Origin of the sequence: Paenalcaligenes sp., from assembly GCF_030152715.1 — a bacterium.
GTDB lineage: Bacteria > Pseudomonadota > Gammaproteobacteria > Burkholderiales > Burkholderiaceae_B > Paenalcaligenes > Paenalcaligenes hermetiae.
Genome location: NZ_JASLIX010000107.1, coordinates 1 through 20006 on the forward strand (window position 1 = coordinate 1; position 20006 = coordinate 20006).

15 protein-coding genes, 1 tRNA gene and 1 pseudogene are annotated in these 20006 nt (G+C 47.5%); 14 read left to right on the forward strand and 3 right to left on the reverse strand.

Features of this window, described 5'->3' with window-relative positions:
• From tuf to rpoC, 10 genes and pseudogenes are all read left to right on the forward strand, one after another.
• Positions 1 to 364 (forward strand): annotated as a pseudogene (gene tuf / locus Q1V74_RS08430) (elongation factor Tu); the annotation flags it as partial.
• An 87-nt stretch (positions 365 to 451) separates the two neighbouring features.
• Positions 452 to 527: transfer RNA gene (locus tag Q1V74_RS08435), tRNA-Trp, on the forward strand.
• Between the two features lie 43 nt (positions 528 to 570).
• Positions 571 to 951 (forward strand): preprotein translocase subunit SecE, encoded by a 381-nt coding sequence (gene secE / locus Q1V74_RS08440; RefSeq protein WP_300648100.1) that lies wholly within the window; start codon positions 571 to 573, stop codon positions 949 to 951.
• A gap of 9 nt (positions 952 to 960) precedes the next feature.
• Entirely contained in the window at positions 961 to 1494 is a 534-nt protein-coding gene (gene nusG / locus Q1V74_RS08445) for a transcription termination/antitermination protein NusG (protein ID WP_260650535.1), read from the forward strand.
• 59 nt (positions 1495 to 1553) lie between these two features.
• Entirely contained in the window at positions 1554 to 1985 is a 432-nt protein-coding gene (gene rplK / locus Q1V74_RS08450; RefSeq protein ID WP_260650536.1) for a 50S ribosomal protein L11, read from the forward strand.
• Between the two features lie 5 nt (positions 1986 to 1990).
• Positions 1991 to 2686: a 50S ribosomal protein L1 gene (gene rplA, locus Q1V74_RS08455; protein WP_260650537.1), complete on the forward strand. Its 696-nt coding sequence runs from the start codon at positions 1991 to 1993 to the stop codon at positions 2684 to 2686.
• Positions 2687 to 2907: 221 nt separating this feature from the next.
• A complete protein-coding gene (gene rplJ / locus Q1V74_RS08460) occupies positions 2908 to 3432 on the forward strand; it encodes a 50S ribosomal protein L10 (protein WP_260650538.1) in 525 nt (174 codons plus the stop codon).
• Positions 3433 to 3505: 73 nt separating this feature from the next.
• On the forward strand, positions 3506 to 3889 hold the full coding sequence (rplL, locus tag Q1V74_RS08465) for a 50S ribosomal protein L7/L12 (protein WP_300648104.1): 384 nt from the start codon (positions 3506 to 3508) through the stop codon (positions 3887 to 3889).
• A 157-nt stretch (positions 3890 to 4046) separates the two neighbouring features.
• Entirely contained in the window at positions 4047 to 8162 is a 4116-nt protein-coding gene (rpoB, locus tag Q1V74_RS08470; protein WP_260650540.1) for a DNA-directed RNA polymerase subunit beta, read from the forward strand.
• Entirely contained in the window at positions 8162 to 12367 is a 4206-nt protein-coding gene (gene rpoC, locus Q1V74_RS08475; protein ID WP_300648107.1) for a DNA-directed RNA polymerase subunit beta', read from the forward strand. Before rpoB ends, rpoC begins: the two co-directional genes overlap by 1 nt.
• Positions 12368 to 12448: 81 nt before the next feature.
• Here the strand turns inward: rpoC and Q1V74_RS08480 are convergent, their stop codons facing one another.
• From Q1V74_RS08480 to Q1V74_RS08490, 3 genes are read right to left on the reverse strand one after another with little or no spacing between them, the layout of a single operon-like run.
• A complete protein-coding gene (locus Q1V74_RS08480; RefSeq protein WP_300648109.1) occupies positions 12449 to 14428 on the reverse strand; it encodes a CHASE2 domain-containing protein in 1980 nt (659 codons plus the stop codon).
• Between the two features lie 15 nt (positions 14429 to 14443).
• A complete protein-coding gene (locus Q1V74_RS08485) occupies positions 14444 to 15541 on the reverse strand; it encodes a FecR domain-containing protein (RefSeq protein WP_300648111.1) in 1098 nt (365 codons plus the stop codon).
• Between the two features lie 10 nt (positions 15542 to 15551).
• Positions 15552 to 16256, reverse strand: a complete 705-nt coding sequence (locus tag Q1V74_RS08490; RefSeq protein ID WP_300648113.1) for a response regulator transcription factor — start codon at positions 16254 to 16256, stop codon at positions 15552 to 15554.
• A 404-nt stretch (positions 16257 to 16660) separates the two neighbouring features.
• Here Q1V74_RS08490 and rpsL point away from each other — a divergent pair, with 404 nt between their 5' ends.
• The 4 genes from rpsL to Q1V74_RS08510 form a co-directional block, all read left to right on the forward strand.
• Positions 16661 to 17032, forward strand: a complete 372-nt coding sequence (rpsL, locus tag Q1V74_RS08495) for a 30S ribosomal protein S12 (protein ID WP_077734104.1) — start codon at positions 16661 to 16663, stop codon at positions 17030 to 17032.
• Between the two features lie 148 nt (positions 17033 to 17180).
• Entirely contained in the window at positions 17181 to 17651 is a 471-nt protein-coding gene (gene rpsG / locus Q1V74_RS08500) for a 30S ribosomal protein S7 (RefSeq protein ID WP_260650545.1), read from the forward strand.
• 16 nt (positions 17652 to 17667) lie between these two features.
• Positions 17668 to 19770 carry an elongation factor G gene (gene fusA / locus Q1V74_RS08505; RefSeq protein ID WP_260650546.1) on the forward strand — a complete coding sequence of 701 codons (2103 nt, stop codon included), beginning with the start codon at positions 17668 to 17670 and terminating at the stop codon, positions 19768 to 19770.
• Positions 19771 to 19847: 77 nt separating this feature from the next.
• A partial coding sequence (locus Q1V74_RS08510) for a GTP-binding protein (protein WP_300648098.1) occupies positions 19848 to 20006 on the forward strand: 159 nt, incomplete at its 3' end.

A 20006-nucleotide genomic window follows, 5' to 3' on the forward strand; every position in this document is an offset into this window, starting at 1 on the left:
CGTGGGTGTCTTGCTACGTGGTACCAAGCGTGAAGACGTTGAGCGTGGTCAAGTTTTGGCAGCGCCTGGCACCATCAAGCCTCACACAGACTTTGCGGCAGAGGTTTACATTCTGTCCAAAGAAGAGGGTGGTCGTCACACTCCCTTCTTTAAAGGCTACCGTCCACAGTTCTACTTCCGTACGACTGACGTGACCGGTACCATTGAGCTACCTGAAGACAAGGAAATGGTTCTTCCTGGCGATAACGTCGCGATGAACGTTTCTTTGATTGCTCCTATCGCCATGGAAGAGGGTCTACGTTTCGCGATTCGCGAGGGTGGCCGTACCGTTGGTGCTGGTGTGGTAGCTAAAATCATCAAATAGTAGTTGCTAAATAGTGCAAAAGGGTATACAATACCTTTTTGCACTTAATGTGTAGATGTGGTTCTTATTACATCTGCTTTAAGGTCTAGGGGTATAGCTCAATTGGCAGAGCGTCGGTCTCCAAAACCGAAGGTTGAGGGTTCGATTCCTTCTGCCCCTGCCACTTCAGTCAATCGTCACTTTTCGTGACGTCCTATCGTCGGATTATGTCGAATACCAACGTTGAAACCGTAAACAGAGGCCCTGACCGCATAAAATTGGGTCTGGCGATTGCCGTACTTGCTGCTGGAATTGTTGGTTATTCCATGCTGGAAACTCAACCCGGGATTGTCCGGGTAGCTGTGTTTCTAGCATCTGTGGTTGTTGCCGCCCTTATTGTCTGGACTTCACATACGGGTAAACGTGCCGTGGGCTATATTAAGGACTCTTATACCGAAGTCAAGCGAGTCCATTGGCCTAGCCGCAAAGAAACCACTCAAATGACAGCAATTGTCTTTGCTTTTGTTTCTGTTATGGCGGTTCTGTTGTGGATTATCGACAAGGGACTAGAGTGGGTTATCTATGGCCTATTATTAGGCTGGAAATAAAGGGCACACATGAGCAAACGCTGGTATGTCGTACACGTTTATTCCGGAATGGAAAAAAGCGTGCAAAGGGCTTTAATCGAGCGCATTGAACGTGCCGAGCTCCAAGACTCATTCGGTCAGATCCTTATCCCTTCCGAAGAAGTCATTGAAGTTAAAAACGGTAAAAAATCCATCACGCAACGTCGTATTTTCCCAGGCTATGTCTTGGTTGAAATGGATTTAACCGATGAAACGTGGCACTTAGTACGTAGTACAAATCGGGTCACTGGTTTCTTGGGTGGTTCTGGGAATCGTCCAACACCAATTTCTCAGCGTGAGGTCGACGAAATCCTCTCCCAAATGGAAGAGGGCACTGAGAAACCCCGTCCAAAAATTCTATTCGAAGTTGGCGAAATGGTGCGTGTTAAAGAAGGCCCATTTGCAGATTTCAACGGCAACGTCGAAGAAGTCAACTACGAAAAATCCAAGGTGCGTGTTTCGGTCACTATTTTTGGCCGTTCCACCCCTGTAGAACTCGATTTTGATCAGGTCGAAAAGACCTAGTTTATTAACCCCCGGGGAGCCATTTTACTGATGGCGCTTACCCGCAAGGAGTCATTAACATGGCGAAGAAAATCGTCGGTTTTATCAAGCTGCAAGTTCCAGCTGGTAAAGCTAACCCTTCCCCACCTATTGGTCCAGCATTGGGTCAACGTGGTCTAAACATCATGGAATTCTGTAAAGCCTTTAATGCCCAAACACAGGGCATGGAACCAGGCTTGCCGATTCCTGTTGTGATTACTGCTTACGCTGACAAGAGCTTTACTTTTGTCATGAAAACCCCACCTGCGACGATTCTTATTAAGAAAGCCGTAGGTATTCAAAGCGGTTCCGCTCGTCCTAACTTAGACAAAGTTGGTACTTTGACGCGCGCTCAAGCCGAAGAAATCGCTAAAACCAAAGAACCCGACCTAACTGCCGCCGATATGGATGCAGCGGTCCGCACTATTGCTGGTACTGCTCGCAGTATGGGTATTAATGTTGAGGGGGTTTAATCGTCATGGCTAAATTAAGCAAACGCGCAGCAGCTATTGCCGCTAAAATCGACCGCAACAAACTCTACCCTGTAGAGGAAGCTTTAACCCTAGTTAAAGAAACCGCTACAGCCAAATTCGACGAATCCATCGACGTAGCTGTTCAGCTAGGTATCGACCCCCGTAAATCCGACCAGTTGGTTCGTGGTTCCGTGGTATTGCCTGCTGGTACAGGTAAATCTGTACGTGTGGCTGTTTTTGCTCAAGGCGATAAAGCCGAAGAAGCGCGTGCAGCCGGTGCGGATATCGTTGGCATGGAAGATCTAGCAGAGCAAATCAAAGCCGGTCAAATGGATTTTGATGTTGTGATTGCTTCTCCCGATGCGATGCGTATTGTTGGTACTCTTGGTCAGATCTTAGGCCCCCGTGGCTTAATGCCTAACCCTAAAGTTGGTACGGTGACACCAGATGTGGTTACCGCGATCAATAATGCCAAAGCTGGTCAGGTACAGTATCGTACCGACAAAGCAGGTATTATTCACGCTACCATCGGCCGTGCGTCATTTGATGTTGAAAAACTACAGCAGAACTTGCTCGCACTTGTAGATGCTCTAAATAAAGCACGTCCTACCGCTGCTAAAGGCGTTTACATGCGTAAAATCGCTGTGTCCTCCACCATGGGTGGCGGTGCACGCGTAGATGTTGCTTCTTTACAAGCCTAATTTGGCTTATAAAGATCATTAATTACTTTGGGCTGCAGCTTTAGGGCTGTTGCTGTCAAAGACCGTTGGAGCTAATACGTTTAGCTTAATCAAATCGATTTATCGGTTTATCCAGCGTAGACGGCGCCCAGGAAGATTTTCTTTCCAGAATTTCGACCAGGTGCGCCGCATTCGGTTGATGTAAGGAATACCCCTTACATCTAAGAAAGGAGTGTTCAACCGTGAGTCTCAATCGTCAAGAGAAAGCGCTAGTTATCGAAGAGGTTGCTGGTCAAGTCGCCAACGCCCAATCGATCGTTATCGCTGAATATCGTGGTTTGGACGTGGCCTCCGTTACCGTATTGCGCAAACAAGCGCGTGAGTCGGGTGTGTACCTACGTGTTCTCAAAAACACGTTAGTACGTCGTGCTCTTACAGATACTTCTTTTGATGGGCTATCTGACCAACTCGTTGGTCCTTTGATGTACGCCATCAGTGAAGACCCTGTAGCAGCAGCGAAAACCATGGTTGAATTCGCTAAAACCAACCCAAGCCTAGTCATTAAAGGCGGTGCTATGCCTAATAGCATCCTTGACGAAGCGGGTGTTAAAGCGTTGGCATCCATGCCCTCTCGCGACGAGCTATTGGCGAAATTGCTTGGCACTATGCAAGCACCTATCGCGCAATTTGTGCGTACGCTTAACGAAATTCCTACTAAATTTGTACGTGGCTTGGCCGCTGTACGCGATCAAAAAGAAAGCGCGTAATTACAAATTGATTGGATGCTCGTTGTATCGGGTACCATTCCCAAACCTGGCATAAAACTTTTTTTCTGGAAATTTGAAAATGACTAAAGATCAAATCCTCGAAGCCATCGCTAGCATGTCCGTGCTAGAGCTATCCGAGCTAATCACCGAAATGGAAGAGAAATTCGGTGTATCCGCTGCTGCTGCCGCTGTTGCTGTTGCTGCTCCTGCCGCTGGCGGTGCTGCTGGTGCTGCTGCTGAAGAGAAAACCGAGTTCACCGTTCACCTAGCTGAAGTTGGTGACAAGAAAGTTAACGTAATTAAAGCTGTTCGCGAAATCACTGGCCTAGGCTTGAAAGAAGCTAAAGACCTCGTTGACGGTGCACCTAAAGACGTTAAAGAAGGCGTTTCCAAAGACGAAGCTGAAGAAGCTAAGAAAAAGCTTGAAGAAGCTGGCGCTAAAGTCGAGCTTAAATAATCTCGATTCGCATGCCCGGGAAGTGCTTTATATGCCTTCCCGGGCTTTTGCGTCTCCAGAAAACCTATTGATTCTAGATAATTTTGAGTCAGGTTTTCTAGAGTCGTAAACCGGGGTCGTGGTTGACGGCCCGTGTAACCCTTGAGTCGGAGTGCTCATGCCTTATTCGTACACCGAAAAAAAGCGCATACGCAAGAGCTTCGCCAAACGTGAAGACGTCCAGCAGGTTCCTTATTTATTGGCAACACAGTTGGAGTCTTACAAGACGTTCCTTCAAAAAGACGTCTTACCTTCGGAACGTAAAAACGAAGGTTTGCAAGAAGCTTTTAATTCCATTTTCCCTATTGTAAGTCATAACCAAATGGCACGGCTAGAGTTTGTTAGCTATGTGCTGGGTGAGCCTGTGTTTGACGTCAAAGAATGTCAAATGCGGGGCTTGACTTATGCTTCACCTTTGCGTGCCAAAGTACGTTTGGTCATTATGGACCGCGAGGTAAGCAAACCTACCGTCAAGGAAATTAAAGAACAAGAAGTCTACATGGGCGAGTTGCCCTTGATGACAGAAAACGGTTCTTTTGTCATTAACGGTACTGAGCGTGTAATTGTGTCCCAGTTACACCGTTCTCCTGGTGTGTTTTTTGAACATGACCGGGGTAAAACGCACAGCTCAGGGAAATTGCTATTTTCTGCGCGCGTCATTCCTTACCGTGGCTCGTGGCTCGATTTTGAGTTCGATCCTAAAGATATTCTATTTTTCCGTATCGACCGCCGTCGCAAAATGCCTGTTACCATTTTGCTTAAAGCGATTGGTATGACACCAGAAGCCATTTTGGCACATTTCTTTGAGTTCGATCATATTGAGCTCCAAGATGATGGCGGCCGCCTGCAGTTTGTATCCAAACGCTGGCGTGGTGAAGTGGCGAGCTTTGATATTAAAGACCGCGATGGTAACGTCATTGTTGAAAAAGACAAGCGTATCAATGCCCGTCATATCCGTTTATTAGACGAAGCCAAAATCGATTACATTTCGATCCCTGAGGAATCCTTAGTGGGTCGCACATTAGCAAAAAATGTGGTGAATCCTGATACAGGTGAAATCATCGCTAAAGCTAATGATGAGATCACGGAAACCATGTTGGTCGAAATGCGTGCCGCTAATATCCGTGAAATTGAAACCCTCTATATTAACGACCTTGATCAAGGTGGTTATATCTCATTGACCCTGCGCACCGATGATACGGCTGACCAAATGGCTGCTCGTATTGCGATTTATCGCATGATGCGCCCAGGTGAGCCTCCAACCGAAGAGGCTGTCGAAGCCTTATTCCAGCGTCTGTTCTACAGCGAGGAAACCTACGATTTGTCTCGTGTTGGTCGCATGAAGGTCAACAGCCGTTTAGGTCGAGGCGAGGATACCTCTGGGCCGATGACACTAACCGACGAGGACATTGTTGATACGATTAAAGTCCTTGTTGACTTGCGTAACGGTAAAGGTCAGATCGACGATATTGATCACTTAGGTAATCGTCGTGTGCGTTGTGTTGGGGAGCTAGCGGAAAACCAGTTCCGTGCTGGGTTAGTTCGTGTTGAGCGTGCTGTCAAAGAGCGTTTAGGTCAAGCTGAAAGCGAAAACTTGATGCCGCATGACCTCATCAACTCACGTCCTATTTCTGCCGCGGTGAAAGAGTTTTTTGGCTCAAGTCAGCTGTCGCAGTTTATGGACCAGACCAACCCCTTATCCGAAATTACGCATAAGCGTCGTGTTTCGGCCTTGGGTCCTGGTGGGTTGACGCGCGAACGTGCTGGGTTTGAGGTACGAGATGTACACCCCACGCATTATGGTCGAGTATGTCCTATTGAAACCCCCGAGGGTCCAAACATTGGTTTGATTAACTCCATGGCATTGTATGCCCGCTTGAATGAGTACGGTTTCTTAGAGACTCCGTATCGTAAAGTGGACAACTGCCGTGTGACAGATGAAATCGTGTATCTGTCTGCGATCGAAGAAAGCAACTACATCATTGCGCAAGCGAACGCGGAGTTGGATGACGAGGGACGTTTCGTCGATGAGCTGATTGCTTGTCGTGAAGCGGGTGAAACGCTAATGACTGCACCTGAAAACGTGCAGTATATGGACGTTGCACCGTCGCAGATTGTATCAGTAGCGGCTTCTTTGATTCCTTTCCTTGAGCATGATGACGCGAACCGTGCCTTGATGGGCGCGAACATGCAGCGTCAGGCTGTACCTTGCTTGCGTCCAGAGAAACCTTTAGTGGGTACTGGGATTGAGCGCACCGTGGCGGTTGACTCCGGCACAACGGTACAAGCACGTCGTGGTGGGGTTGTGGATCACGTGGATGCCGACCGTGTCGTGATTCGTGTGAACGATGACGAAAACATGGCGGGTGAAATCGGTGTGGACATTTATAACCTCACCAAGTACACACGTTCTAACCAAAATACCAACATTAACCAACGTCCTATCGTCAAACGTGGCGATGTGGTTGCACGTGGTGATGTATTGGCAGACGGGGCTTCAACCGACCTAGGCGAGCTGGCATTAGGGCAGAACATGATGATCGCCTTTATGCCGTGGAACGGGTATAACTTTGAGGACTCGATCTTAATTTCGGAAAAAGTCGTTGCTGATGACCGTTATACTTCGGTGCATATCGAAGAGTTAACCGTTGTTGCACGTGATACCAAATTAGGGCCCGAGGAAATTACCCGCGACATTAGTAACCTGTCAGAAACACAGTTAAACCGTTTAGATGACTCCGGTATTGTTTATATTGGAGCCGAGGTGCGTGCGGATGACGTGTTGGTTGGTAAAGTAACGCCTAAAGGTGAAACCCAGCTAACTCCCGAAGAAAAATTACTTCGTGCTATTTTTGGGGAAAAAGCCTCTGACGTAAAAGACACATCCTTGCGTGTCCCTTCGGGCATGGTAGGAACCGTTATTGATGTTCAGGTCTTTACGCGTGAGGGTATAGAGCGTGATAAGCGTGCTCAGTCCATTATCGACGATGAGTTACGTCGCTATCGCCAAGACTTAAATGACCAGCTTCGCATTGTAGAGGACGACGCATTTGACCGTATCGAAAAATTCTTGATCGGTAAAGTCGTTAACGGTGGTCCACGTCGTTTGACCAAAGGCTCGGAAATCACCGCCGAATATCTTGCAAGTCTAGAAGACCGCTGGCAGTGGTTTGATATTCGTCTAGCAGACGAAGAGCATGCCGTGGTGCTAGAGCACACCAAAGATTCGCTAGAGCAAAAACGTCACCAGTTTGATTTGGCTTTTGAAGAAAAGCGCAAAAAACTCACACAGGGTGATGAGTTGCCTCCAGGGGTACTGAAAATGGTCAAGGTCTACCTAGCTGTAAAACGTCGTTTGCAGCCGGGTGACAAGATGGCTGGTCGTCACGGTAACAAAGGGGTGGTTTCCCGCATTACACCTGTTGAAGACATGCCTCACATGGCCGATGGCACGCCTGTTGATATTGTGTTGAACCCCTTAGGGGTGCCTTCACGAATGAACGTTGGGCAGGTGCTTGAGGTTCATTTAGGCTGGGCAGCCAAAGGTATTGGTCATCGAATTAACGAAATGCTTGAGCAAGAAAAAGGCGCTCAGGTAGCGGAAATTCGTGAGTACCTGGACAAGGTCTATAACACAACGGGGCAAAAAGCGGATCTTTCTTCGTTCACGGATGATGAAATCCTTGAAATGGCGCATAACTTACGCGAGGGCTTGCCATTGGCTACTCCTGTGTTTGATGGTGCGACCGAAGAAGAAATCAAGGTCATGCTAGAGCTAGCCTATCCAGATGATATTGCAGAAAAATTGCAGCTCACAGAAGACCGTACGCAGATCACTTTGTACGATGGACGTACGGGTGAGAAGTTCGAGCGTCCAGTCACGGTGGGTTATATGCACTTCTTGAAATTGCACCACTTGGTCGATGACAAGATGCATGCTCGTTCTACTGGTCCTTACTCGCTCGTTACTCAGCAGCCGCTGGGTGGTAAAGCGCAGTTCGGTGGTCAGCGTTTTGGTGAGATGGAGGTCTGGGCTCTAGAAGCTTATGGCGCCGCTTACACGCTACAGGAAATGCTCACGGTGAAATCCGATGACATTGCCGGCCGTACTAAGGTTTATGAGAACATTGTCAAGGGTGATCACGTCATTGATGCTGGCATGCCAGAGTCCTTTAATGTATTGGTCAAAGAAATTCGATCCTTGTCCCTTGACATGGATTTGGAGCGTAAATAATGAAAGCTCTATTAAATCTCTTTAAGCAAGTGAATCAGGAAGAGCAATTCGATGCAATCCGCATCGGCGTTGCCTCCCCTGAGAAAATCCGCTCCTGGTCTTACGGCGAAGTCCGTAAGCCAGAAACGATTAACTACCGCACGTTTAAGCCCGAGCGCGATGGTTTGTTTTGCGCTAAGATTTTTGGTCCAACCAAAGATTACGAGTGTTTGTGCGGTAAATACAAACGCTTAAAGCATCGCGGTGTAATCTGCGAAAAATGTGGTGTAGAGGTTACCGTATCCAAGGTGCGTCGTGAGCGCATGGCACACATTGAGTTGGCGTGTCCGGTAGCCCATATTTGGTTCTTGAAAAGCCTCCCATCCCGTTTAGGTATGGTGTTGGATATGACATTGCGCGATATCGAGCGCGTGTTGTATTTCGAGGCATGGTGCGTCATTGATCCTGGCATGACTCCGCTCAAACGCGGTCAGATCATGTCCGATGATGACTACATGAGCAAAACCGAAGAGTACGGTGATGACTTCCACGCCCTGATGGGCGCGGAGGCGGTACGTGAGCTATTACGCACGATTGATATCGACCGCGAGGTTGAGACATTACGTGCTGAGCTCAAAGCCACCGGTTCGGACGCTAAAATCAAAAAAATCTCTAAGCGCCTAAAAGTCTTAGAGGGGTTCCAAAAATCGGGTATCAAGCCCGAATGGATGATCCTAGAGGTACTCCCTGTTTTACCTCCAGAGCTACGTCCATTGGTACCCCTAGACGGTGGTCGTTTTGCGACATCGGATTTGAACGACTTATACCGTCGTGTCATTAACCGTAATAACCGTTTAAAGCGTTTGCTTGAGCTCAAAGCCCCTGACATTATCTTGCGTAACGAAAAACGTATGCTGCAAGAGTCAGTGGACTCGTTATTAGATAACGGTCGTCGTGGTAAAGCCATGACCGGAGCCAACAAACGTCAGCTCAAATCTTTGGCCGATATGATCAAAGGTAAGAGCGGTCGTTTCCGTCAGAACTTGTTAGGTAAGCGCGTTGACTACTCCGGTCGTTCCGTGATCGTTGTGGGTCCTCAGCTAAAACTGCATGAGTGTGGCCTGCCTAAGCTCATGGCACTAGAGTTATTTAAACCCTTTATTTTCAATCGCTTGGAAATGATGGGGTTGGCAACCACAATTAAAGCCGCTAAAAAGCTCGTGGAAAACCAAGAGCCCGTTGTTTGGGATATTCTTGAAGAGGTGATTCGCGAGCACCCAGTTATGCTAAACCGTGCACCAACTTTGCACCGTTTAGGTATTCAGGCGTTTGAGCCGGTCTTAATTGAAGGTAAAGCCATTCAGTTGCACCCGCTCGTTTGTGCGGCCTTTAACGCTGACTTTGACGGGGACCAAATGGCGGTACACGTACCGTTGTCCCTCGAAGCTCAGCTCGAAGCACGTACATTAATGTTGGCTTCGAACAACGTACTGTTCCCCGCTAACGGTGAGCCCTCTATTGTTCCTTCACAGGACATCGTGTTGGGGCTGTACTATGCAACTCGCTCCCGCATTAATGGTAAGGGCGAAGGCATGTTCTTTGCTGACGTGAGCGAAGTACAGCGTGCGTATGACAACCACGAGGTTGAGCTGCAAACGCGCGTCACAGTACGAGTGGATGAGTACAGTAAAGACGATCAGGGTGAGTGGGTTGCGACAAAGCGTCGTGTAGAGACTACGGTAGGTCGTGCCCTGTTATCAGAGATTTTGCCTAAAGGCTTATCCTTTGATCTTCTTAATCAAACACTGAAGAAAAAAGAAATTTCGCGTTTGATTAATCAGTCCTTCCGTCGTTGCGGGCTGCGCGCTACAGTAATTTTTGCTGATAAGCTCATGCAAGCGGGCTTTAGCTTGGCCACACGTGGTGGTATTTCTATTGCCATGAACGACATGCTGGTGCCCGATGCCAAAACCGCCATTTTGGATAAAGCGGCGAACGAGGTCAAGGAAATCGATAAGCAATACTCCTCTGGTTTGGTAACCTCCCAAGAGCGCTATAACAACGTAGTGGATATTTGGGGTAAAGCCAGTGACCAGGTGGGTAAAGCAATGATGGAGCAGCTTGCCACAGAACCTGTTGTGGATCGCCAGGGTAATGAAACTCGTCAAGAGTCATTTAACTCTATCTACATGATGGCAGACTCCGGCGCGCGTGGTTCAGCAGCGCAGATTCGTCAGTTGGCGGGGATGCGTGGTTTGATGGCTAAGCCAGATGGTTCCATTATTGAAACCCCAATTACGGCTAACTTCCGTGAAGGACTAAACGTACTTCAGTACTTTATTTCTACCCACGGGGCACGTAAAGGTCTAGCGGATACGGCGCTGAAAACGGCAAACTCCGGTTACTTGACTCGTCGTTTGGTGGATGTCACCCAAGACTTGGTTATTACCGAAGACGATTGTGGCACCACAAGTGGCTACACCATGAAAGCCGTGCTGGATGGTGGTGAGGTCATTGAGCCCTTGCGTGATCGTATTCTTGGTCGTGTGGCGGCCGTGGATATTGTGAACCCTGATACGCAAGAAACCGTTGTTGTGGCGGGCACTTTGCTCGATGAGGATATTGTTGAGCTCATCGATCAGCTAGGGATTGATGAAGTTAAGATCCGTACGCCGCTAACATGTGAAACTCGCCATGGTTTATGTGCCCATTGTTATGGGCGTGACCTAGGTCGTGGTGCATTGGTGAACCGTGGTGAGGCCGTTGGTGTGATTGCCGCACAGTCGATCGGGGAACCAGGTACACAGTTAACCATGCGTACTTTCCACATTGGTGGTGCCGCATCTCGTGCAGCAACGACCAGTACTGTGGAAACCAAAACCGCAGGTCATGTTGGCTTTGCTTTAGGCTTGCGTTATGTCACCAATGCCAAAGGCGAATGCATTGCGATTTCGCGCTCAGGTGAGATCATCATTTATGATGACAACCGTCGTGAGCGTGAGCGTCATAAAATCCCATATGGTGCAACCATTGCGGTTAATGACGGTGAAAGCGTTAAAGCAGGACAGCGTATTGCTAGCTGGGATCCTTTAACTCGTCCTATTATTTCGGAATACTCCGGTACCGTTCGTTTCGAGAATATCGAAGAGGGTGTGACCGTAGCGAGCCAGGTGGACGAGGTAACGGGTTTGACCACCTTAGTGGTGATTACGCCGAAAACGCGTAGCGGCAAAACCGCGACACGTCCACAAATTAAACTGCTGAACGAAAAAGGCGAAGAAATTAAAATCGCCGGTACGGATCACTTGGTAAATATCTCTTTCCCTGTTGGGGCGTTGATTACCGTTCGTGATGGTCAGCAAGTTTCTGTGGGTGAGGTCTTGGCGCGTATCCCGCAAGAGTCGCAAAAAACACGCGATATTACCGGGGGTCTACCACGAGTGGCGGAGCTTTTCGAAGCGCGTTCGCCTAAAGATGCCGGATTGTTGGCCGAGGTCACAGGTACCGTTTCCTTTGGTAAAGACACCAAAGGTAAGCAACGCTTGGTGATTACGGACCTAGATGGTGTGAGCCATGAGTTCTTGATTCCTAAAGAGAAGCAAGTCTTGGTGCACGACGGTCAAGTGGTTAACAAAGGTGAAACCATTGTGGATGGTCCGCCCGATCCACACGATATCTTACGTCTAAAAGGTATCGAGGAGCTAGCCAGCTACATCGTGAATGAGGTTCAAGACGTTTACCGCCTCCAAGGGGTAAAAATTAACGATAAACACATCGAGGTCATTGTTCGTCAAATGCTTCGTCGTGTGAATATCGTTGATCCAGGCGATACGGATTTCATTACCGGTGAGCAGGTTGAGCGTTCCGAGCTGTTAAATGCCAATGATAGAGTGTTAGCAAATAATGGTATTCCTGCTACATACGAAAACGTATTGTTGGGTATTACCAAGGCATCTTTGTCAACGGATTCGTTTATTTCAGCGGCGTCTTTCCAAGAGACCACTCGAGTGTTAACGGAAGCAGCTATCATGGGTAAACGTGATGAGTTGCGTGGTCTAAAAGAAAACGTCATTGTGGGGCGTTTGATTCCTGCCGGTACGGGTATGGCGTATCACCATGCTCGTCATGAAAAAGAAGCATTAGAGCAGGCGGAGCGTCGTGCCGCTCGTGAACAAGAAAACCCGTTCATGGATGCACCCTCTACCGAGGACTCCGATGCGCAATAAGCGTTGATACTAAAAGCCCACCGTAAAAAACGGTGGGCTTTTTTTTGTCTGTAGTATTTAAAATAGATAGAAGTAGTGGCGTTAATGATGTTTTGAGCCAGGCTCTGGTATCACTGGTAGCTGGATAATAAATCGTGTTCCCACATTTTCTTTGCTATTGACGCGAATTTCGCCAAAATGTCTGAGAATAACAGCGTGAACAAAGGCTAATCCCAAGCCGCTGCCTTTAGGACCATCGGTTTTAGTGGCATGGGCACGTTTGAATGGTTGAAAAATATAAGGTAAATCAACCTTGGGAATGCCCCAGCCTTGATCTTGGATGACGATCTGTACGTGGTTCTCTTTGTTTTTTACTAAACAGGTAACTTGAGTTTGATTGGAGCTATATTTAATTGCATTGTCGATCAGGTTGCTTAGAGCACGTTTAAACAACGAGGGGGCTACATTGACCCACACCCCTTGCTCAGGTTCATCAAAAACCACTGTAATTTGCTTAGCTTGAGCTCGTACCCAGGCATCATCACAGATTTCTACCAATAGATCATTCAGATACATAGGCTCCATCTCTAGCTCCATGGCTTCGACGCGTGCTAGATCCATAAAATCATCCACGAGTTCTAGCGTCGTGCTGGCATAATTCTCTACATGTGTTAGGAGCTGATCTAAGCTAAGCGTGAGCTCATTTTGGCGTTGCATTTTCACCAAAGCCAAAATAGAGTTTTGTGGAGAGCGCATATCATGAGAAATAAAGCGTAGCGTTTCTTCTTTGCGTTGCTGTGCTTCGCGTAATAGTTCTATGGCTTTGTGCAAATGACTAAGCCGTGCTGGTAGGGTGTTAGGTGCCGTGCGCCCTGCTAGTGCTTGGCGCAACTCTGGATCTTGTTCGCGCATTTGAGAGATCTCGTTGTTAATAAAGCGAAGTACGGTCTCTTGGCTGCGCCAATACCAAATAGGGTAGGCTAATACGGTACCAATGAGGCCGGCAGTAGGTGGGATCCAGAGACTTAATATATGTAGGAAAAACCAGTTGCCGATAAAAATAATGATAAGTACAAGACAGGTGCTGAGAATAGCTCGACGTGGGGTAAGGTGCCTTAAGATAAAGCAGATAAATAAAACAGGGATGATACTGAAAAAGACGTTAATAAGTGGTGAGCCAGTACGGATCCAGTTATTAAGGATAGTGTTTTCTAATTGGTTGGCTAGAATTTCTACGCCTGACATGCTGGTTTGTTTGGCCGAGGATAGGGGGGTAGGATAGAAGTCCCCAAGACCACTACTCCATGCGCCCACTAATACATAGCGGTCTTTAAAAACGGAAGGGGGAATGTTGCCTTGGATAACATCTGAAAAAGCATAGCTTTCAAAATGACCAGGGGGGCCAAGAAATGGTATTAGTCTAGTGGATCCAAGAGGGTGCTGTAAGCTTTGTTTTAGGATACCTTCATCTCCACCGGCAAGGAGCATAGCGAGAGTAAAATGAAGGTGTAGCGGCTCTTCGGGTAATGAAAAAAACAAATGAGCACGCCTAACGACCCCGTCCTTATCGGGATAAGCGTTAATAAAACCTGTGGAGCGGGCTGACTCGAGTAATATATTTAAGGGCTTATGAATGCGAGATTGGTCTGCACTGATCGCAGTTGGTAACACGACACGCCCGTGAGCTTCCATGGCATAAGCAAGCTGGACGTCATCCGCTGAGTAGAAAGGGTTTTTGTCATGAAAAATAATATCTAGACCTACAGCTTTGGCAAGGTGCAAACGCTCGATTAGTGCAGCGTACTCACTGCGGCGCCATGGCCAATAACCGACCTCATTTATGCTTTTGTCATCGATAATAATGAGCACCGTATTTTTGGGACGATGATATTCAAAAGCATTGGAGGCTTGGAAGTCATAAAAGGTGAAATCCAAGCGCTCTAGGCTTAATTCAAAACGAAGTAAAGATAGGGCCGCGGTGAAAACAATTAAACTAATGGTGACCCACCACCAATCTCTTTTTATTTGTCCTGCCAATAGTGCAGAACGCGACGCACTATGGGCTGGGATACTATTTTCCATGGCTTATCGGGTAGGCTAATAATCGGTAAGCAAAATGGGTTGCCCATCACCGCTGACTACAGGGGAGCCATCTGTGGATATCAAAACCCCTTGCCCTGGGTAACTAACCATTGCATCTAAGCCCATTAATCCATGTTCGTCGATTGCTCGCACAAACGCATAATGTTCGCCGGGACCGCTTGGACGTAGATAAACAATATTTTGATCGGCAGGTACAGTAAAGCGCTGGACTGCTTGAGAGCCATTTTCAGAAAGGGCTACTTGGACTAAATAGGCTTGTGCGCCAGAGACAGGAATGAGCTCAGTTTGCCAGCCTTTAGGTCCACGTTTTGGGAGGGTTAATTGTGGGGCGGGAAGTAGTGCGGTGATAGCAGTTTTTCCATCGGCCGATATATTGGCACCATAGCCATTACTGAGCATTTGAAAACGCTGCTCTGGACGATCGATATGAGCTTTGCCGCTTAATAGCTCTGTTTGCGTGTGTGCTTCGGTGGTGTGCACGCGAAGATTTGTGCCGCGGATACCAGTAATAGATATAGGCGTATGGATTTCAAAACGACCTACCCCTGTATTGTTAGGCGCTACGTGACTCTCTATAGAACCCTGTTGTAGCTCTAAAATGGCATCGCTAATACGGGCGCGTTCAAAGGCATTTAGCTGTTTTAGATAAAGTTGGCTTTGAGGGGGAAGAGTAAGTGTGCTGCCGTCTTCAAGTTGAAGGGTGGCAAATCCTCTTGAGCCAGTATTGATGATATCACCTGCTTTTAGACGTGTATGCTTAGTCGCAGATTGGTGGTTGATTTTAACATCACCTTTATAGTGGACTAATGTTGCTTCAGTAGCTATGACAGGTATAAGATCAAATGGGATCTTTAGCTCCTTGCCTATAGGCAAGCGCATCTCATCTTCAACTTGATTTAGCTGCTGAAGATGTCTCCAATGTGAGCTGCGGGTTGTATAAAGCTCAGATAATTCGGATAAGGTGTCCCCAGCTTCAACGAAATAAATAAAATAATCGTCTTTAGCACCAGCAGGTTGCGCTAAGGCGCTCGTTGCATAGTTACTAAATAAAAAGCATAGCACCAATTGGAGTAAAGCAGAGAAAATGCGCATGGTTTAGTTATTATGTCGTTTCGTTATCGAGTAGCGATTCGAGGCGATACCCTAGAGCATACGAGGCGTTAAGGCGCACACCATTTTCTGGCCGTAGCTGTAATTTACGCCGGATATTAGAAAGATGGGTGTCTAAGGTGCGTGATGTAGCAGGGATCTCTCGATTCCACACGGCAGTACTAAGCACATCGCGCGAAAAAAGGCGTCCGGGATTTCTAAAGAGTAGTAGTGCTAGCTCGTATTCTTTTGGGGCGAGTACAACCTCTTTGCCATGGAGCTTAATGATATTATTGATAGGGTCAATGTCATAGACCCCAAAGCTAAAGGGCTCATTGCTTTGCGTGATAGGGTTCATGCGGCGTAACAAGGCCTGTACGCGCGCAACAAGCTCTCCTTCGCGAATGGGTTTGGTCATATAGTCATCAGCACCTGCCTGCAAACCCACAACCAAATCAGACTCATCGGTGCGACTTGTTAGAAATAAAACGGGCAGCGCGTAACCCTGATTGTCACGAATCCAGTGTAAAACATCTAGCCCGCTGACATCTGGTACTTCCCAGTCTAGAACAAGTAGATTGAAATCATGGGGCTTGGCCAGTGTAGTTAATAGCGATTTGCCCGTATGAAATACGGTACACGAATAGCCTGCTTTGGTTAAGCAGCTTTCAATCAAAGCGGCTTGTACGGGATCGTCTTCGAGAGAGGCAATATTCATGGCGATGATCTAGTAAATGAAAAGGTACAGGGAAGAACTGTTAAGTATAGTTAGGATTGTTGGTAGGTTACACGCTCTTACTGTGCAGAAAAGCGTAGGGAAGATTTCTACTTAAAACCGTGGTGTAAACCCTGCAAATCCTTGACTAGCTTCTTTTTTTACGTTAAATTGAATGGCTTACTTTTAAAGGATACTTTGCTGGTAATCTTAATAAGTAAAATAGAGTAGGGCAACATAATCAATCATCATTATGTCATAGTCACCTACTATCATTAATGCTCGAATCCGCTCTTTTACGTAAACAAATCATCGTGTGGGCGGTTTATCGTGCGTTATTCCTCCCTCAAACACAATGTTTTATTGTGTAGGATTTAGATTTTGTACGTAAAGGATACGTCGAGGTTATGCCAACAATTAGTCAACTCGTGCGCAAACCACGTGGTCTAGCTCGTCCCGGCAGCAAAAGCCCCGCGCTAGAAAATTGTCCACAGCGCCGTGGTGTATGTACTCGTGTTTACACCACCACTCCCAAAAAACCTAACTCTGCTCTACGTAAAGTTGCTAAAGTTCGTCTCACTAACGGTTACGAAGTGATTTCGTACATCGGTGGTGAAGGCCACAACTTGCAAGAGCACTCTGTTGTTTTGATCCGTGGCGGTCGTGTAAAAGACTTGCCTGGTGTTCGCTATCACATTGTTCGTGGTGCTTTAGACTTACAGGGTGTTAAAGACCGTAAGCAAGCCCGTTCTAAATACGGTGCAAAGCGCCCTAAATAATCGATATCTAGTTTCCGCCGACCAATTATTTTGGTCTGAGTCCGTGCAACCAGTGATCTACTCATAGCACTGGTATGTAAGGGGTCACTTGTTCATAGGTGGCCAAGGCCGTGAAACGGTTCAACTGAATAGTCACAAGGAAAATACAATGCCTCGCCGTCGCGAAGTACCCAAAAGAGAAATTCTACCTGACCCTAAATTTGGCAGCGTTGAGCTAGCTAAATTCATGAACGTGGTCATGTTATCCGGCAAAAAAGCTGTTGCCGAACGTATTGTTTACGGTGCACTCGATCATATCCAGGAAAAAACCGGCAAAGATCCGATCGAAGTATTTAACACCGCAATCAATAACATTAAGCCTATGGTCGAAGTAAAAGGCCGTCGTGTTGGTGGTGCAAACTACCAGGTGCCTGTAGAAGTGCGCCCTGTACGTCGTCTTGCTTTGGCTATGCGCTGGTTGCGTGAAGCCGCCAAAAAGCGCAGTGAAAAATCCATGGATTTGCGCTTGGCTGGCGAACTACTCGACGCTTTAGAAGGTCGTGGTGGCGCAATGAGAAAGCGTGAAGACACGCACCGAATGGCCGAAGCTAACAAAGCGTTTAGCCATTTCCGTTGGTAATCTAAGGACATAGATCATGGCCCGCAAAACCCCTATCGAGCGCTATCGTAATATTGGTATTTCTGCGCATATTGACGCAGGTAAAACCACTACTACTGAACGCATTTTGTTCTACACCGGTGTTAGCCACAAACTAGGTGAAACCCACGAGGGTTCCGCCACAATGGACTGGATGGAACAAGAGCAAGAGCGCGGTATTACTATTACATCGGCTGCTACCACCGCCTTCTGGAAAGGGATGGCCGGTAATTACCCAGAGCACCGTATCAACATCATTGACACCCCCGGACACGTGGACTTTACCATCGAGGTAGAGCGCTCCATGCGTGTTCTAGACGGCGCGGTCATGGTGTATTGTTCCGTGGGTGGCGTTCAGCCTCAGTCTGAAACTGTATGGCGCCAAGCTAACAAGTACAATGTTCCCCGTTTGTTGTTCATCAACAAAATGGACCGTACTGGTGCTAACTTCTTCAAGGTTATTGAGCAAGCCAAGCAACGTCTAAAAGCAAACCCTGTTCCCGTTGTTCTACCTATCGGTGCAGAGGAAGACTTTAAAGGCGTCATTGACTTGGTCAAAATGAAAGCCATCATCTGGGAAGATGAAAACTACGGTATTAAATTTGAATACCAAGACATTCCCGCTGAGCTAGCTGATGAAGCGGCTGAATGGCGTGAAAACTTGATTGAGTCTGCGGCAGAAGCCAATGAAGAGCTCATGAACAAATACCTCGAAGAGGGTGAGCTTACCGAAGACGAAATCAACAAAGGGATTCGTATCCGTACATTAGCTGGTGAAATTCAGCCTGTGTTGTGTGGTACAGCCTTTAAAAACAAGGGTGTACAACGCATGCTAGACGCTGTTCTAGACTACATGCCTTCACCTGTAGATATTCCTGCTATCCAAGGCGTAGATGATAATGGCGAGCCCACATCACGTGCCGCGGACGATAAAGAGCCAATGTCTGCTTTGGCATTTAAGCTCATGACGGACAACTTTGTTGGTCAGCTGACTTTCGTTCGTGTGTACTCTGGTGTTCTACGTTCTGGAGACACGGTTTACAACCCAGTTAAAGGGAAGCGTGAGCGCATCGGCCGTATCTTGCAGATGCACGCTAACAACCGTGCCGAATTAAAAGAACTCGTAGCGGGTGATATTGCCGCTATCGTAGGTCTAAAAGAAGTCACAACGGGTGAAACCCTGTGCGATATGAATAATCACATTATTCTTGAGCGCATGGAGTTCCCTGAGCCTGTGATTTCTCAAGCTGTTGAGCCTAAAACCAAGTCTGACCAAGAAAAAATGGGCGTGGCTTTGTCACGTTTGGCTCAAGAAGACCCTTCTTTCCGTGTAACAACAGACGAAGAGTCCGGTCAAACCATTATTTCTGGTATGGGTGAGCTTCACCTCGAGGTTTTGGTTGACCGCATGCGTCGTGAGTTCGGTGTAGAAGCCAACATTGGTCAGCCTCAGGTGGCTTACCGTGAAACCATCCGTTCTGTATGTAACGAAGTCGAAGGTAAATTCGTGCGTCAGTCTGGTGGTCGTGGTCAGTACGGTCACGTTGTGCTTAAACTTGAGCCGCTCGAGCCCGGTAGTGGTTATCAGTTTGTGGATGAAATTAAGGGTGGTGTGGTTCCTCGCGAATACATCCCCGCTGTCGACAAAGGTATCCAAGAGACGCTACACTCTGGTGTATTAGCTGGATATCCGGTCGTTGACGTTAAGGTTACGTTGTTCTTTGGTTCGTACCACGATGTGGACTCGAACGAGAACGCGTTCCGCATGGCTGCCTCAATGGGTTTCAAAGAGGGTATGCGTCGTGCAGACCCCGTCCTACTTGAGCCAACCATGGCCGTGGAAGTCGAAACTCCCGAAGAATACGCCGGTACTGTGATGGGTGACTTGTCCTCCCGTCGTGGTATGGTTCAGGGTATGGAAGACATCCCCGGTGGTGGAAAACTCATTAAAGCCGAGGTGCCTCTGGCTGAGATGTTCGGTTACTCCACAAGCCTACGTTCGCAGACCCAAGGTCGTGCTACATACAGTATGGAGTTTAAGCAATACGCTGAAACTCCAAAACATATAGCTGACGAAATCATCAGCGCACGTAGCAAGTAAATTACAAACTATCTGCCCGTCGGGTGATGGGCAGCTTTAAATTTTTTGTTTTCTTGAAAACATTGATGGGATAAATCATGGCAAAAGGTAAGTTTGAACGGACTAAACCGCACGTCAACGTCGGCACCATTGGTCACGTTGACCACGGTAAAACCACTTTAACCGCTGCAATTTGTACAGTTCTAGCCAAAGAATACGGTGGCGAAGCACGCGACTACGCACAAATTGACGCTGCT

Excerpts from the sequence above, each read along its gene's own strand:
- secE (WP_300648100.1), top strand. The coding sequence starts at position 571 with ATGTCGAATACCAACGTTGAAACCGTAAACAGAGGCCCTGACCGCATA.
- nusG (WP_260650535.1), top strand. The coding sequence starts at position 961 with ATGAGCAAACGCTGGTATGTCGTACACGTTTATTCCGGAATGGAAAAA.
- rplK (WP_260650536.1), top strand. The coding sequence starts at position 1,554 with ATGGCGAAGAAAATCGTCGGTTTTATCAAGCTGCAAGTTCCAGCTGGT.
- rplA (WP_260650537.1), top strand. The coding sequence starts at position 1,991 with ATGGCTAAATTAAGCAAACGCGCAGCAGCTATTGCCGCTAAAATCGAC.
- rpoB (WP_260650540.1), top strand. The coding sequence starts at position 4,047 with ATGCCTTATTCGTACACCGAAAAAAAGCGCATACGCAAGAGCTTCGCC.
- rpoC (WP_300648107.1), top strand. The coding sequence starts at position 8,162 with ATGAAAGCTCTATTAAATCTCTTTAAGCAAGTGAATCAGGAAGAGCAA.
- Q1V74_RS08480 (WP_300648109.1), bottom strand. The coding sequence starts at position 14,428 with ATGGAAAATAGTATCCCAGCCCATAGTGCGTCGCGTTCTGCACTATTG.
- Q1V74_RS08485 (WP_300648111.1), bottom strand. The coding sequence starts at position 15,541 with ATGCGCATTTTCTCTGCTTTACTCCAATTGGTGCTATGCTTTTTATTT.
- Q1V74_RS08490 (WP_300648113.1), bottom strand. The coding sequence starts at position 16,256 with ATGAATATTGCCTCTCTCGAAGACGATCCCGTACAAGCCGCTTTGATT.
- rpsL (WP_077734104.1), top strand. The coding sequence starts at position 16,661 with ATGCCAACAATTAGTCAACTCGTGCGCAAACCACGTGGTCTAGCTCGT.
- rpsG (WP_260650545.1), top strand. The coding sequence starts at position 17,181 with ATGCCTCGCCGTCGCGAAGTACCCAAAAGAGAAATTCTACCTGACCCT.
- fusA (WP_260650546.1), top strand. The coding sequence starts at position 17,668 with ATGGCCCGCAAAACCCCTATCGAGCGCTATCGTAATATTGGTATTTCT.